The sequence below is a fragment of the Lentzea sp. NBRC 105346 genome (assembly GCF_030269605.1).
Taxonomy (GTDB): domain Bacteria; phylum Actinomycetota; class Actinomycetes; order Mycobacteriales; family Pseudonocardiaceae; genus Lentzea.
In genome coordinates, this window is the sequence record NZ_BSTQ01000018.1 from 40,117 (window position 1) to 53,355 (window position 13,239).

Consider the following 13,239-nt stretch of genomic DNA (forward strand, 5'->3'; position numbering starts at 1 on the left):
CCTCCCTGGTGTGGGAGGCTCGCCGATATCTCAACGTGATCTTGCCAGTTCACGAGGGCTGTCGCACCTTCGTTTCCCGGAGGTTCACCTCGACGACCAGCCCGCCTCCCCCGTTCGGACGCGCCCGGACGGCACCCTGGTGCGCCCGGACGACCGAACGGACGATCGACAGGCCCAGTCCGGAACCCGAGACACCACCCGTGCGGTCGGCCCGCAGCCGCCGGAAGGGTTCGAAGAGTCCCGGCACCGCGTCGGCGGGCACCACGGGGCCGGTGTTGGTGATCGTGAGCACCTCGTCGAGCCGCACGTCGACGTGCCCGCCGGGCACGTTGTGGACGATCGCGTTGCGCAGCAGGTTGCCGACCAGTTGCTCGAGCAGCACGGGGTCACCCTCGACGACAGAGCGGCGCACGAAGCTCTTGATCTCCACGTCGTGTTCGGCGGCCATGTCCGCGCAGGACTCGATCTCCTCGTCGACGATCCGGTCCAGCCGCACGGGCCCGCGGGTCGCGAGGCCGCGGTCGCTGCGGGCCAGCTGCAGCAGGCCGTCGATCAGCCGCTCGCTGCGTTCGTTCGCGTCGAGCAGGTGCCTGCCGAGCCGCTCCAGCTCGGGTGTGGACTCGGGACCTGCCATCGAGACCTCGATCAGCGTGCGCTGCACGGCCAGCGGGGTGCGCAGCTCGTGGGAGGCGTTGGCCACGAACCGTTTCTGGCTGTCGAACGCGCCCGCGAGCCGGTCCAGCATGCCGTCGAACGTGTCCGCGAGCTCCTTCAGCTCGTCGTCCGGGCCGTCGAGGTTGATCCGCTGGTCCAGTCGCTCGGCCTCCAGCCGGTGCGCGGTCGCGGTGATCGACTGCAGCGGCGCCAGCACGCGTCCGGCGACCACCCATCCCAGCGCCACGGCGAGCAGCGCGGCGACCACGAGCGCCACGATCGACCAGACCAGCAGGCTGTGCAACGCGTCGGCCCGGTACTCGGCGACCACCGTCGTCACCCGGTCCGTGGTCAGCACCGGGTCCAACGGCTCGGCCGCCTGGAAGGCGACGCCGCCCGCGCCGGGCAGGGTCGACGCGACCAGGGCGTAGCAGATCGCGACGAGCGCCGCGCCCGCGATCAGGAACACGCCGCCGTACCAGGCCGTCAGCCTGGTGCGCAGGTTCACGGCCCGAACCGGTAGCCGGCGCCGGGCACGGTCTCGATCACCTGCGGCTGACCGAGCTTGCGGCGCAATGTCATCACCGCCACCCGTACCGCGTTGGTGAACGGGTCGGCGTGCTCGTCCCACGCCTTCTCCAGCAGCTCCTCGGCGCTGACCACGGTCCCTTCCGCGCGCATGAGCACCTCCAGCACGGCGTACTCCTTGGGGGACAACGGAAGGAAGCGCCCGTCCCGCGACGCCTGGTGCCGCGGCAGGTCGAGCACGACGCCGGCGCGTTGCAGCACCGGCTTGAGCGGCGGCCGCGACCGCCGGGCCAGCGCCTGCACCCGTGCGACGAGCTCGGCGAACGCGAACGGCTTCGTCAGGTAGTCGTCCGCGCCCAGCCCGAGCCCGGCGACCCGGTCGTCGATCTCGCCGGACGCGGTGAGCATGAGCACGCGCGTGGCGAGGCCCGCGTCCACGACAGCGCGGCACACGTCGTCGCCGTGCACCAGCGGCAGGTCGCGGTCGAGCACCACGACGTCGTAGTCGTGCACGCCGACGCGTTCCAGCGCCGCGTCACCGTCGTAGCAGACGTCCACCGCCATCGAGAACCGGCGCAGCCCCTCGGCGATGGTGTCCGCGAGCAGCTGTTCGTCCTCGACCACCAGCACGCGCATGGGATCAGTGTCCACTTCACCGGCATAAGCGCCGGATAAAGCTTTTCGCTTAGCGCCCGCAGATCACCCGATCCGTAGACCTGACGCCATGAAATCCACCATCGCGGTAGTCGCGGTGCTGCTGCTGGCCTTGGCCGGCTGCGCCAAAGCACCCGAGAACAAGGTCGCGTCGGTGTCCGGCGACGGCAAAACGACAACTTCCGGCCAGCCCGAGAAGAAGGGCGACGGAAAGATCGACGAGAAGCAGATGCTCGAGTTCACGAAGTGCATGCGTGAACACGGCATCGACATGCCCGATCCCGAGTCCAAGGAGGGCGGCGTCGCCATCCGCATCGAAGGTGGCGTCGACGAGGAGAAGATGAAAGCGGCCGACGAGGCGTGCAAGAAGTTCCTCCCGAACGGCGGTGAGATGCGCAAGCCGACGCCGGAGGAGCAGGACAAGATGCGCCAGCAGGCCAAGTGCATGCGGGACAAGGGGTACGACATGCCCGACCCGGACGCCGAGAAGCCGGGTGCGATGGAGCTGCCGTTCGACGACTCCGAGAAGACCAAGAAGGACATGAAGGAGTGCGGCTTCGAAGGCATGGTGACCCGCAGTGGCTGATCGCACCCGTCTGCTCGTCGCGGGCCTCGTCGCGGCCGTCGTGGTCGGCACCGGATCCGTTGTCGCGGTGACCAGGGTCGCCGCCGACCGCGCCAATGCCGAACCGCCCAAGTCCGAACCCGTGAAGACCGTCCCGGTCACCAAGACCGACCTCGCCGACACGCAGTCCGTGTCCGGCACGCTGGCCTACGGCGCCGAACGCTCGCTGGCCGGTCGCAAGCAGGGCACCGTCACCGGCCTGCCCGCGCAGGGCGCCGTCGTCGATCGCGGCAAGCCGTTGTACTGGGTGGACGCGAAGCCCGTGCCGTTGTTCTACGGTTCGGTCCCGCTGTACCGGGATCTTTCGTCCGGGGTGACGAACGGGCCGGACGTGAAGGTGCTCGAAGAGAACCTGGTGGCGTTGGGGTACACCGGTTTCGGTGATCCGGACGAGAAGTTCACCTACGCCACGGCGACCGCGCTGAAGAAGTGGCAGAAGGCCAACGGGCTGGAGCAGAACGGTGTGCTCGGCCAGGGCGACGTCGTCGTGCAGCCGGGCGCGGTGCGGGTGAGTTCGTTGTCCGCGCAGCTCGGTTCGCCCGCGGGCGGCGAGGTGATGAAGGTGTCCGGCACCGACCGCGCCGTCACCGTCGAGCTGGACATCGCCAAGCAGCGCATGGCCAAACAGGGCGACAAGGTCGGCATCGACATCTCCGGCGGCAAGCCGACGACCGGCACCGTCACGTCGATCACGAAGGTCGCGTCCTCCGACCCCGGCGGCAAGCCGAAGGCGGTCGTGTCGATCGCGGTGGACGACCCCGCCGCGGCCGAAGGGCTGGACTCCGCCTCGGTGTCCGTGGTGTTCACGACCGGATCGAAGAAGGGCGTGCTCGCGGTGCCCGTCGGCGCGCTGCTCGCGCTCGCCGAGGGCGGCTACGCCGTCGAGACCGAGGACCACAGGCTGATCCCGGTCAAGACCGGCCTGTTCGCCAAGGGCTCGGTCGAGGTCTCCGGCGAGGGGCTCTCGGAAGGCCTGAAGGTGGTGACCACGTCGTGATCACGGTCGACCGGGCGAGCCGGACCTATCCCGGTGGTGTGCAGGCGCTGCGCGAGGTCTCGCTGACCGTCGGGGGCGGCGAGATGCTCGCGATCGTCGGGCCGTCCGGCTCGGGGAAGTCCACGCTGCTGCACCTGATGGGGACGCTCGACCGGCCGACCACCGGCCGGGTCGAGGTGGCGGGCCAGGACGTGGCCTCGTTGTCCGACAAGGGTCTGTCGGCGTTGCGGGCCAGCGAGATCGGGTTCGTGTTCCAGCAGTTCTTCCTCACCGACGGGCTGTCCGCGGTGGAGAACGTGGCTTCCGGGCTCGTCTACGCCGGTGTGCCGCGGACGAAGAGACGATCCCTGGCAATGTCCGCTTTGGACAGAGTCGGGCTGCTGCACCGCGCGTTGCACAAGCCGCACGAGCTGTCCGGCGGCGAGAAGCAGCGGGTCGCGATCGCGCGGGCCGTGGCGAACCGGCCGGCCATCGTGCTCGCCGACGAACCGACCGGCAACCTCGACACGCAGACCGGCGCCGGCGTGCTGTCCCTGCTGGGGCAGCTGAACTCCGACGGCACCACGGTCGTGATCATCACGCACGACCGGGATGTCGCGGCACGTGCCTCGCGGCGGATCGAGGTGCGGGACGGGGTGATCGTATGACGTTCACGGACCTCCTGCGCCTCGGCTTCTTCGGGATGCGGACCCGGCCGTTGCGCGCGGTGCTGTCCGCCCTGGGCATCGCGATCGGCATCGCCGCGGTCGTCGCGGTGATCGGGATTCCCGCGTCGAGCGCGCAGTCGTTGCGGGACAAGATGTCCCGGTTGGGCACGAACCTGCTGATGGCCGAGCCCGGCCAGACCTTCGGTGGGCAGAACTCGTTTCTGCCCGACGAGTCGGTGCCGATGGCGCGCCGGATCGGGCCCGTCACGGGCGCTTCGGCGACCGGTGCCGTGTCGGCCAAAGTGCGCCGGTCGGACCTGGTGCCCACATCGGACACGCTCGGCCTGTCGGTGCAGGCCGCACATCCGGATCTGTTGGAGGTGCTGCGCGGCAAGGTGCGGCTCGGTCGGTTCGTGGACACGACGGCGTCCAAGTCCGTCGTGCTGGGATCGACCGCGGCCTCACGGCTGGGCATCGAACGGCTCGGCGTGCAGGTGTGGATCGACGGTCAGTGGTTCACGGTGGTTGGCATCCTCGACCCGATGCCGCTGTCACCCGAGATCGAGCGGTCCGTGCTGGTCTCGTGGGAGACGGCCCGCGCCTCCTTCGGGTTCGACGGGCATCCGTCCACTGTGTACGTGCGGACCACCGACTCGGCCGTCGAGGACGTGCGCAACGTGCTCGGTGCCTCGCTGAACCCCGCGCACGTCAACGAGGTTCGGGTGTCCCGTCCGTCCGAGGCGCTGGAGGCGTCGCGGATCGCGGAGAGCTCCTACAGTTCGCTGTTCCTCGGCCTTGGCGCGGTCGCGCTGCTGGTCGGCGGCGTGGGAGTGGCGAACACGATGGTCATCTCGGTGCTGGAACGGCGCCGGGAGATCGGCCTGCGGCGGGCGCTCGGGGCCACCCGCCGGCAGGTGCGAGGGCAGTTCCTGGCGGAGTCGGTGCTGCTGTCCGGGCTCGGGGGCCTGGTCGGCGTGCTGGCCGGGGTGGCCGTCACCGCCGGGTACTCGGTGTCGCAGAAGTGGCCCGCCGTCATCCCGCTGCCCGCACTGCTGGGCGGCGTGGGTGCGGCGATGCTCGTCGGCATGGTCGCGGGTGTCTATCCCGCAGTCCGTGCCGCCCGCCTCTCACCCACCGAGGCCCTCGCCTAGAACCGTTATGGCCACCTTGACGGACTTGAGGTCCGTGAAGGTGGCCATAACGGCACACCTCAGCTGATCTGGGAGACCACCCAGTCGATGGCCTGGGTCAGGATGGTGACGTCGTCCGGCTCGATCGCCGGGAACATCGCCACGCGCAGCTGGTTCTTGCCGAGCTTGCGGTACGGCTCGGTGTCCACGATCCCGTTGGCGCGCAACACCTTGGCGACCACGGCGGCGTCGACCTCGTCGGAGAAGTTGATCGTGCCGACGACCTGCGACCGGTGCGCGGGGTCCGCGACGTACGGCGTGGTGTACGAGGTCTTCTCGGCCCACGAGTACAGGCGGTCCGAAGAGTCCTTCGTGCGCGCGACGGCCCAGTCGAGGCCACCGTTGCCGTTGATCCAGTCGATCTGGTGCGCCAGCAGGAACAGCGTGGACACCGCGGGGGTGTTGTACGTCTGGTCCTTCGTGGAGTTGTCGAGTGCGGTCGGCAGCGACAGGAACTCCGGCTTCCACCGGCCCGACAGCTCCTCGACGCGCGCGAGCGCCGCGGGCGACATCAGCGCGATCCACAGGCCACCGTCCGAAGCGAACGACTTCTGCGGCGCGAAGTAGTAGACGTCGAAGTCCTCGGCCTTCACCGGCAGGCCACCGGCGCCGGACGTGGCGTCGATCGCGATGAGCGCGTCACCCGAGCCCTCGGGGCGCAGCACGGGCATCGCGACACCGGTGGACGTCTCGTTGTGCGCCCAGCCGACGAGGTCGGCGCCCTCGGCGTAGAACAGCTCGGGCGCGGTGCCCGGCTCGGCCTTGGTGACCAGCGAGTCCTTGAGGAACGGCGCCTCGTTCGTCACCTTTGCGAACTTCGAGGAGAACTCGCCGTTCGTGAAGTGCTGCGCCTGCTCGCGCACCAGCCCGAACGCGGCGGCGTCCCAGAACGCCGTGGTGCCGCCGTTGCCGAGCACCACCTCGTAGCCCTCGGGCAGTGAGAACAGCTCGCGCAGGCCCGCGCGCACGCGTCCGACCAGGTTCTTCACCGGCTTCTGCCGGTGCGACGTGCCGAGCAGCGCGGCGCCCTCGGACGCGAGCGCCTGCACGGCCTCGGGGCGCACCTTGGACGGGCCGCAGCCGAAGCGGCCGTCGGACGGCTGAAGCTCGGCGGGCAGGACCAGTGTGGTCGGATCGGCGGTCTGGGTCATGGGAGACGCCTCCGGGCGGGGTACAGGGGACTACCTGACCGGCGCCGTTGCCGGGGTTCCAGTGTTGCAGCCGGGTGGCAGCGACATGACAGGCGGGTGTCGAGCGTCACGCGGCCAATATTCTAGGTGATTTACGAATTGGCGACTGATGTACTGAAAAGATTGGTCCGAATGCTCGCCTGGTGTGTTTTAACGGGCGGGAGTAGCGTCGTGGGAGCTGGGGGCTTAATGGGGGCTTCTAGTTCTGTGTCCAGCCTTTTGGGGAAAGGCTTTCGGTTATGCGTAAAAGAAGGTTCAGTGCGCTCTTAATCGGATTGTTCGCAGTGGTGACGATGTCGTTCACGTCCGTGACCGCGTCGGCGGCTGCGGACCCGTCTTCGCTGGTCGTGGCACCAAAGCAGGGGGATGTCCACGCGCAGGCCTGGTACCTGTTGCGCAACAACGGGCTGCCCGCCGAGATGTGCCTGGCCAACCACCACCCGGACCTGTTCATGTTCGGGGGATGTACCGGTCAGTATCTCGACCAGTACTGGCAGTGGTTCGGCAACGGTCAGATTCAGAATTTCTTCAGCGGTGCGTGCATTGCGATGCACCCCGGCGGGCGCGTATTCACGCACCCGTGCACACCGGCGTACCAGGATCAGATCTGGCGCAACTACCGCGGGATCGCCGGAATGATCGAGAACACCTATCACGCCGGCTGGTGCATCGCCGCGCACGCCGACGGCGCGGTGTTCGGGTACCCGTGCACGCCCGCGTACGCCGACCAGTACTGGCGCGCCGCCTGAGGCCGTGTCCACCGGTCGGTTGACACCGGTGGTCGATCGCGTGGTCGTCCCGCGGGAACCCCTCGCGGGACGACCATTTTCGACATGAACGCGATCCGAGTCAGGGGCCTTCGCAAGGCCTACAAGGACCACCAGGCGGTGGACGGCGTCGACCTGGACGTCGAGCGGGGCGAGGTGTTCGCGGTCCTCGGCCCGAACGGGGCGGGCAAGACGACGACCGTGGAGATCCTCGAGGGTCACCGCAGGCGGGACGCCGGCGAGGTGCACGTCCTGGGGGACGATCCCGGCAAAGCCGGGCGAACATGGCGGTCGCGCATCGGGATCGTGCTGCAGACCGCGACCGACGCCGCCGAGCTGACCGTCGCCGAGTCCGTGCGGCACTTCGCGAAGTACTACGCCGACCCGCGGCAGCCCGACGAGGTGATCGAGCTCGTCGGCCTGACCGAGAAGGCCAAGTCGCGGGTCCGCACCCTGTCCGGCGGGCAGCGGCGCCGGCTGGACGTGGCGCTCGGCATCATCGGGCGGCCCGAGCTGGTGTTCCTCGACGAGCCGACGACCGGGTTCGACCCGGAGGCGCGCAGGCACTTCTGGACGTTGATCCGCAAGCTCGCCGCCGAGGGCACGACCATCCTGCTGACCACGCACTACCTCGACGAGGCCGAGGCACTGGCCGACCGCGTCGCGGTGCTCGCGAAGGGCCGCATCGTCGCGGAGGGGACGCCGGCGACGCTCGGCGGCAGGCACTCCGCGGACGCGACCGTGCGGTGGACCGACGACCGCGGTCCGCACGAGATCAGCACCAGCGAGCCCACGAAGGTGATCGCCGAGCTGGCCAAGCACGGCGAGCTGGCCGAGCTGACCGTCTCCCGCCCGACCCTCGAAGACGTCTACCTGGAGCTGATCGCATGACCACGGCCACCGCACTGCCCGGCTTGTTCAGCCTCGGCCTCGCGAGGGGTGGGACCGAGCTGCGCGAGTTCTTCCGGCAGCGCGAGAACGTGGTGTTCACGTTCTCGCTGCCGGCGGTGATCATGCTGCTGCTCGGCACGGTCTACGTGAAGCAGCCGATCCAGGGCCAGCTGTTCGCGGCCAGCATGGTCGGCGCGGGCATCATCTCCACGTCGTTCGTGGGACTGGGCATCAGCATCGCGGCCGACCGCGAGGACGGCACGCTCAAGCGCCTGCACGGCACGCCGATGCCGCTCGCGTCGTACTTCATCGGCAAGACGATCCTGGTGCTGGTGTCGAGCCTCGCCGAGGTCGTGCTGCTGCTGGCCGTCGCGTGGCTCCGATTCGACGTCGAGCTCCCGACGGACCCGAAGAAGATCGCCACGTTCGCCTGGGTGTTTCTGCTCGGCGTGATCGCGTGTTCGCTGCTCGGCACCGTGGTGAGCTCACTGGCGAAGTCGACGCGCAGCGCGCCGGCCGTGCTGAACCTGCCGTACATCATCCTGCAGTTCATCTCGGGTGTGTTCATCTCGCCGCTGACCGCGCTGCCGGACTCGCTGCAGATCACGGGCGCGATCTTCCCGCTCAAGTGGGTGTGTCAGGGTTTCCGTTCGGTGTTCGCGTCGGACGAGTACCAGGTGCTGGAGGTGGCGGGGTCGTGGGAGCTCGGAAAGATCGCCTTGGTCCTCGGCGCCTGGTGCGTCGCCGGCCTGCTCCTTGTGACGCGAACGTTCAGGTGGACCAACGACAACCGGTAACCGCGTGGAACTTCCTCTTCGCGGTCACCCAGGTCACAACCGTCGTGATCCTGTGGTTCGACAACACCCCGGTCGCCGCCCGCCTGGCGGCGACCGGGTGTCTCGCGCTGAACGCCCTGTGGTTCGTCTTCTACGGCCGCAGGCTGACCCTGGCGGCGGAGGACAGCTGGCACGGGTTCGTCTACGTCGCCGTCATGTGGATCCCGTTCACCGCGGCGACGTGGTTCACCGGCTCGGCGGCGTTCGCGCTGTTCGGGCTGGTGCCGCAGATCTACATGGTGCTCCCGCTCGCGTGGGCGTTCCCGCCCATGGTGCTGTTCGTGCTGACGCCGACGGTCGTCGAGTACCTGCTGGGCGGCAAGGTCGTCCTGGCACTGCAGTTCGACGCCCTGATCATCGGTTTCTCCCACGCCTTCGGCTGGGCGATCACGCGGATCGCGCACCAGAACGCGCAGCGCGGCGTGTTGCTCGAACAGATCGAGACGCTCACCCGCGAGGCCGAACGCGCCCGGCTTTCCGCCGAGATCCACGACACGCTCGCGCAGGGCTTCACGTCGATCATCACGTTGTTGCAGGCTCGCGAACCCAACGTGGAGTTGGCGTTGCAAACCGCGCGGGAGAACCTGCGTGAGGCGCGGGCTCTGGTCGCCGCTACCGCACCGTCTCCTTTGGACGGAACGTTGGAGGACGCGTTGCGGCGCCTGGTTTCCGGGGTTGAGATAGACGCATCGTTCCGCGTTATCGGTGATGTGCGGGCGTTGCCCACCTCCGTTGAGGTGGTGTTGCTTCGGTCGGCTCAGGAGGCGTTGCACAACGTGCGCAAGCATTCTGAGGCTTCCTCGGTTGCCGTGGTGCTGCAGTTCTTTGCGGACTCGGTGCGTTTGGAGGTGTCTGATGATGGGCGTGGGTTCGGGGACGCGCCCGAAGGGTTCGGGTTGCGGGGGATGCGGGCTCGGTTGGAGCAGGTGGGTGGCAGGCTGACTCTCGGTGGTGGGCCGGGGGCGTCGCTGCTGGTGGAGGTGCCGCTGTGATCAGGATTCTGCTGGTGGACGACCATCCTGTGGTGCGGCAGGGGCTGCGCGGGATGCTTACCGGGGACGATTTGTCCGTGGTGGGGGAGGCGGGGTCCGGGGCTGAGGCACTTGTTGCCGCTGCTGAGTTGTCGCCGGACGTGGTGCTGATGGATTTGCGGATGCCTGGCATGGATGGGGTTGCGGCTACCGCTCAGATTGTGCCTACCGGGCCGCGGGTTCTTGTGCTCACGACGTACGACACGGACTCGGACATCCTGCGCGCGGTCGAGGCTGGCGCCTCCGGTTATCTGCTGAAGGACTCGACGCCTGACGAGCTGATCAACGCCATCCGCGCCTGTGCGCGCGGCGAGACCGTGCTCGCGCCGTCCATGGTGTCCAAGCTCGTCGGTCAGGTGCGCACGCCGCCGCTCTCCGCGCGCGAGGCCGAGGTGCTGCGGCTGGTCGCGCGCGGGCTGTCGAACGCCGAGATCGGCAAGCAGCTGTTCATCAGCGAGGCCACGGTGAAGACGCACCTGTTGCGGATCTTCAACAAGCTGGGCGTGTCGGACCGCACCGCCGCCGTCACGACGGCGATGGACCGCGGGATGCTCTGATCAGGTGAGGCCGTCGAGCAGGCGGCCCACCTCGGCGTGCCGCCGGCCGGACGCGGGCTTGCCGAACGCGTAGAGGAACGGCCACTGCGACGCCCCCTCATAGGGCACCTTGGCGTGCCCGAGTTTCTGCATCAGGCCGTGCGCCATGGTCACCGCGCCCGTCGCGAGGCCGATCGCGGTGAACACGCCGAGCTGCTGGACGAGGACCTCGGTGACGGCGGACGTCAGGCCCGCGCCCGAGACGACACCCTCCAGGCTGCCCGCGATGTCCCGCCAGCCGTCACGCAGCCGGCCGCGGTCGAACTCGTCGCGCAGCCGCCGCACCACGGCGCCCCGCACGCTGTCCGGGGGTAACCGGCTGACGTCCTCGCAGACCGCGGACAGCCACCGGGTGAGCAGCTCGTGGCCCTCGCCGTCGACGAAGCCGTCGAGCGACGACTCGCGCAGCCGGTCGAGGTGCCGCATCAGGTCGAGCACCTGGACGGTCAGGTCGGCGAGCACCTCGGCGTCGTGGTGTTTCGGCGGCGCCGCCGGACCCGGCTCCTGAAGCGTCGACAGCAGCTCGTGAAATCGGCTTTCCTTGCGGGACAGGAAGAACGGTGCCCGTGTCTCGGACATCGCGATCGCGTCGAGGTGGTTGTACGCGGGACGCAGGATGTTGATCGCGAGGTCCCGCGGGTCGGACAGGTACCGGCTCGCGTGCTGGACGACACCGAGGGGTAGCTCGTTCGCGCCGGTGGTCAGCGCCTCGCGCAGCGACTCGATGACCTCCGGATGCTGCTCGACGTGCTCGGTGGCGCGGGTCAGGCCCTGCTCGTCAGGAGCGATCGTGACGCGCCTGCGGCTCGGCGGCAGGCTCTGGTCGTGCAGCGCGATGGACCGGATCGCGGCGTCGACCGTGTGGTCCCAGCGTGCGCCCGGCCAGCGGTGCTCGTCGCGGAACTCCTTGTCCAGCAACCAGTTCTCGCGGCCGATGATGCGGACCGCGCCGCGTTCGACGTAGCGCACGAACGCCTCGGGGGTGATCCGGCACCTCGGGTCGTGCAGCAGCTGGCTCGACGGAGCCCAGAGCACGAGCGGCGAGCTGGTCGCGATGAGCCGGTGCAGGTTCGCGTAGCCGTCCGAGCCGTAGTCGCTGATGTGGCAGAACGTCCGGAAATGCTCATCCATCTTCAGTCGGTCACCCCTCGCGCGACGGAATCCGTCGGATCGTAAGGCTGATCGGAGGCGACGATGATCAGAATTTCGGACTCACCGTCGTTGCGGACGGCGTGCGCCCAGTTCTTCGGCACGGCGACGACCACCGCGCCGTCGCCGGTGAACGTGCGGTGCCGGGCGGGCGTGCCGGGGCCGGTGTCCCAGTGCAGCGACCACGCGCCTCGGTACAGCACGCCGATCAGTTCGTACTTGTGCGCGTGGAAGTGGTTGCCGCGTACATGGCCGGGCCGGATCGTCGCGACGTGCGTGTCGCGGGCGGCGCCGAGCAGCTCCAGGGGGAGCGAGAAGCTCAGCCCGCGGTCATCCGGATGCCCGGCCAGCGGGGTGACGGTCAGCTCTTCGATCACTCGGCAATGGTGGCCCAGCCCTCCACGTCTTCGGGTCGGCGTGGGCCAGGCCCCACGTAGGCCGCGGAAGGACGCACGAGCCGGCCCGTGCGCTTCTGCTCCAGGATGTGCGCCGACCACCCCGCCGTACGCGCGCACGTGAACATCGCGGGCATCATGTGCGGCGGTACCTCGGCGAAGTCGAGAATCACCGCTGCCCAGAACTCCACGTTCGTCTCGATCGCCCGGTCCGGCCGTCGTTCCCGCAGCTCCGCCAGAGCGGCCTGCTCCAAGGCGGCGGCCACCTCGTAGCGCGGGGCGCCCAGTTCCAGACAGGTTCGCCGCAGCACGCGGGCGCGCGGGTCCTCGGCGCGGTACACGCGGTGTCCGAAACCCATCAGGCGTTCGCGGCGGTCGAGGATGCCGCGCACCACGGAGGCAGGGTCGGCGTTCTCGGCCGCCTCGATCATTGGCAGCACGCGAGCCGGGGCGCCGCCGTGCAGTGGGCCGGACATGGCGCCGATCGCGCCCGACATCGAGGCCGCCACGTCCGCGCCCGTCGAGGCGATCACACGCGCGGTGAACGTCGAGGCGTTCAGGCCGTGCTCGGCCGCCGAGACCCAGTAGGCGTCCAAAGCCTTGACGTGCTTGGGATCCGGCTCGTCGCGCCAGCGGGTCAGGAAGCGCTCGGTGACCGTTTTGCACTGGTCGATTCGCGACTGCGGCACGGCTGGGCGGCCGATGCCGCGCGCGGACTGCGCCGCATACGACAAGGCCATGACTGACGCTCGGGCCAGCTGGGCGCGTGCCTCCTCCAGGGAAATGTCCAGCAGCGGCTGGTAGCCCCAGATCGGTGCGACCATCGCCAGCGCCGCCTGGACGTCGACACGGACGTCGCCCGTGTGTACCGGGATGGGGAACGGCTCCGCGGGCGGCAGGCCTGGGCCGAAGCGGCCGTCTACGAGCAACGCCCAGACGTTGCCGAAGCTGACCTTTCCGACCAGGTCCTCGATGTCGACCCCGCGGTAGCGCAGCGCGCCACCGTCACGGTCCGGTTCGGCGATCTCGGTGCGGAAGGCGACCACGCCCTCCAGACCTTCGGCGGCTAGCTGAGTCATGGGTCAACTC

Annotated in this window: 15 protein-coding genes; 9 read left to right on the plus strand and 6 right to left on the minus strand. The window is 69.1% G+C overall.

The window, feature by feature from the left end; translation table 11 throughout:
* Window positions 1–49 precede the first annotated feature (49 nt).
* Window positions 50–1,162 (minus strand): sensor histidine kinase, encoded by a 1,113-nt coding sequence (locus QSK35_RS32445; RefSeq protein ID WP_285751462.1) that lies wholly within the window; start codon window positions 1,160–1,162, stop codon window positions 50–52.
* Window positions 1,159–1,818: a response regulator transcription factor gene (locus tag QSK35_RS32450; protein ID WP_285751463.1), complete on the minus strand. Its 660-nt coding sequence runs from the start codon at window positions 1,816–1,818 to the stop codon at window positions 1,159–1,161. Before QSK35_RS32450 ends, QSK35_RS32445 begins: the two co-directional genes overlap by 4 nt.
* Window positions 1,819–1,906: 88 nt before the next feature.
* Between QSK35_RS32450 and QSK35_RS32455 the strand changes: the two genes are divergently transcribed.
* The 4 genes from QSK35_RS32455 to QSK35_RS32470 are packed head-to-tail and all read left to right on the plus strand — an operon-like array spanning window position 1,907 to window position 5,256.
* Complete coding sequence (locus QSK35_RS32455) at window positions 1,907–2,422, plus strand: hypothetical protein (RefSeq protein WP_285751464.1); 516 nt, start codon at window positions 1,907–1,909, stop codon at window positions 2,420–2,422.
* A complete protein-coding gene (locus QSK35_RS32460; protein ID WP_285751465.1) occupies window positions 2,415–3,458 on the plus strand; it encodes a peptidoglycan-binding protein in 1,044 nt (347 codons plus the stop codon). The genes QSK35_RS32455 and QSK35_RS32460 overlap by 8 nt, the downstream gene beginning before the upstream one ends.
* Window positions 3,455–4,105, plus strand: coding sequence for an ABC transporter ATP-binding protein (locus tag QSK35_RS32465; RefSeq protein WP_285751466.1), 651 nt, complete (start codon window positions 3,455–3,457; stop codon window positions 4,103–4,105). The genes QSK35_RS32460 and QSK35_RS32465 overlap by 4 nt, the downstream gene beginning before the upstream one ends.
* Window positions 4,102–5,256, plus strand: coding sequence for an ABC transporter permease (locus QSK35_RS32470; RefSeq protein WP_285751467.1), 1,155 nt, complete (start codon window positions 4,102–4,104; stop codon window positions 5,254–5,256). The genes QSK35_RS32465 and QSK35_RS32470 overlap by 4 nt, the downstream gene beginning before the upstream one ends.
* A gap of 59 nt (window positions 5,257–5,315) precedes the next feature.
* Here QSK35_RS32470 and serC read toward each other — a convergent pair whose 3' ends face one another.
* Window positions 5,316–6,446, minus strand: a complete 1,131-nt coding sequence (serC, locus tag QSK35_RS32475; protein ID WP_285751468.1) for a phosphoserine transaminase — start codon at window positions 6,444–6,446, stop codon at window positions 5,316–5,318.
* Between the two features lie 332 nt (window positions 6,447–6,778).
* Between serC and QSK35_RS32480 the strand changes: the two genes are divergently transcribed.
* The 5 genes from QSK35_RS32480 to QSK35_RS32500 all read left to right on the plus strand — a co-directional run bounded on the left by QSK35_RS32480 (window position 6,779) and on the right by QSK35_RS32500 (window position 10,567).
* Window positions 6,779–7,234 (plus strand): RICIN domain-containing protein, encoded by a 456-nt coding sequence (locus QSK35_RS32480; RefSeq protein ID WP_285751469.1) that lies wholly within the window; start codon window positions 6,779–6,781, stop codon window positions 7,232–7,234.
* A gap of 84 nt (window positions 7,235–7,318) precedes the next feature.
* A complete protein-coding gene (locus tag QSK35_RS32485; RefSeq protein WP_285751470.1) occupies window positions 7,319–8,143 on the plus strand; it encodes an ABC transporter ATP-binding protein in 825 nt (274 codons plus the stop codon).
* On the plus strand, window positions 8,140–8,940 hold the full coding sequence (locus tag QSK35_RS32490; RefSeq protein WP_285751471.1) for an ABC transporter permease: 801 nt from the start codon (window positions 8,140–8,142) through the stop codon (window positions 8,938–8,940). Before QSK35_RS32485 ends, QSK35_RS32490 begins: the two co-directional genes overlap by 4 nt.
* Window positions 8,919–9,971, plus strand: coding sequence for a sensor histidine kinase (locus QSK35_RS32495; protein WP_285751472.1), 1,053 nt, complete (start codon window positions 8,919–8,921; stop codon window positions 9,969–9,971). Before QSK35_RS32490 ends, QSK35_RS32495 begins: the two co-directional genes overlap by 22 nt.
* Window positions 9,968–10,567, plus strand: a complete 600-nt coding sequence (locus QSK35_RS32500; RefSeq protein WP_285751473.1) for a response regulator — start codon at window positions 9,968–9,970, stop codon at window positions 10,565–10,567. Before QSK35_RS32495 ends, QSK35_RS32500 begins: the two co-directional genes overlap by 4 nt.
* Here the strand turns inward: QSK35_RS32500 and QSK35_RS32505 are convergent, their stop codons facing one another.
* From QSK35_RS32505 to QSK35_RS32515, 3 genes are read right to left on the minus strand one after another with little or no spacing between them, the layout of a single operon-like run.
* Entirely contained in the window at window positions 10,568–11,737 is a 1,170-nt protein-coding gene (locus tag QSK35_RS32505) for a hypothetical protein (RefSeq protein ID WP_285751474.1), read from the minus strand.
* Between the two features lie 2 nt (window positions 11,738–11,739).
* Window positions 11,740–12,132 (minus strand): polysaccharide biosynthesis C-terminal domain-containing protein, encoded by a 393-nt coding sequence (locus QSK35_RS32510; protein ID WP_285751476.1) that lies wholly within the window; start codon window positions 12,130–12,132, stop codon window positions 11,740–11,742.
* A complete protein-coding gene (locus QSK35_RS32515) occupies window positions 12,129–13,229 on the minus strand; it encodes a citrate synthase 2 (protein WP_285751477.1) in 1,101 nt (366 codons plus the stop codon). Before QSK35_RS32515 ends, QSK35_RS32510 begins: the two co-directional genes overlap by 4 nt.
* Between the last annotated feature and the right edge of the window lie 10 nt (window positions 13,230–13,239).

Bases quoted from the DNA above. Each gene is read 5' to 3' on its own strand.
- QSK35_RS32505 (WP_285751474.1), bottom strand. From the start codon at position 11,737: ATGGATGAGCATTTCCGGACGTTCTGCCACATCAGCGACTACGGCTCG.
- QSK35_RS32480 (WP_285751469.1), top strand. From the start codon at position 6,779: ATGTCGTTCACGTCCGTGACCGCGTCGGCGGCTGCGGACCCGTCTTCG.
- serC (WP_285751468.1), bottom strand. From the start codon at position 6,446: ATGACCCAGACCGCCGATCCGACCACACTGGTCCTGCCCGCCGAGCTT.
- QSK35_RS32450 (WP_285751463.1), bottom strand. From the start codon at position 1,818: ATGCGCGTGCTGGTGGTCGAGGACGAACAGCTGCTCGCGGACACCATC.
- QSK35_RS32515 (WP_285751477.1), bottom strand. From the start codon at position 13,229: ATGACTCAGCTAGCCGCCGAAGGTCTGGAGGGCGTGGTCGCCTTCCGC.
- QSK35_RS32455 (WP_285751464.1), top strand. From the start codon at position 1,907: ATGAAATCCACCATCGCGGTAGTCGCGGTGCTGCTGCTGGCCTTGGCC.
- QSK35_RS32470 (WP_285751467.1), top strand. From the start codon at position 4,102: ATGACGTTCACGGACCTCCTGCGCCTCGGCTTCTTCGGGATGCGGACC.
- QSK35_RS32490 (WP_285751471.1), top strand. From the start codon at position 8,140: ATGACCACGGCCACCGCACTGCCCGGCTTGTTCAGCCTCGGCCTCGCG.
- QSK35_RS32485 (WP_285751470.1), top strand. From the start codon at position 7,319: ATGAACGCGATCCGAGTCAGGGGCCTTCGCAAGGCCTACAAGGACCAC.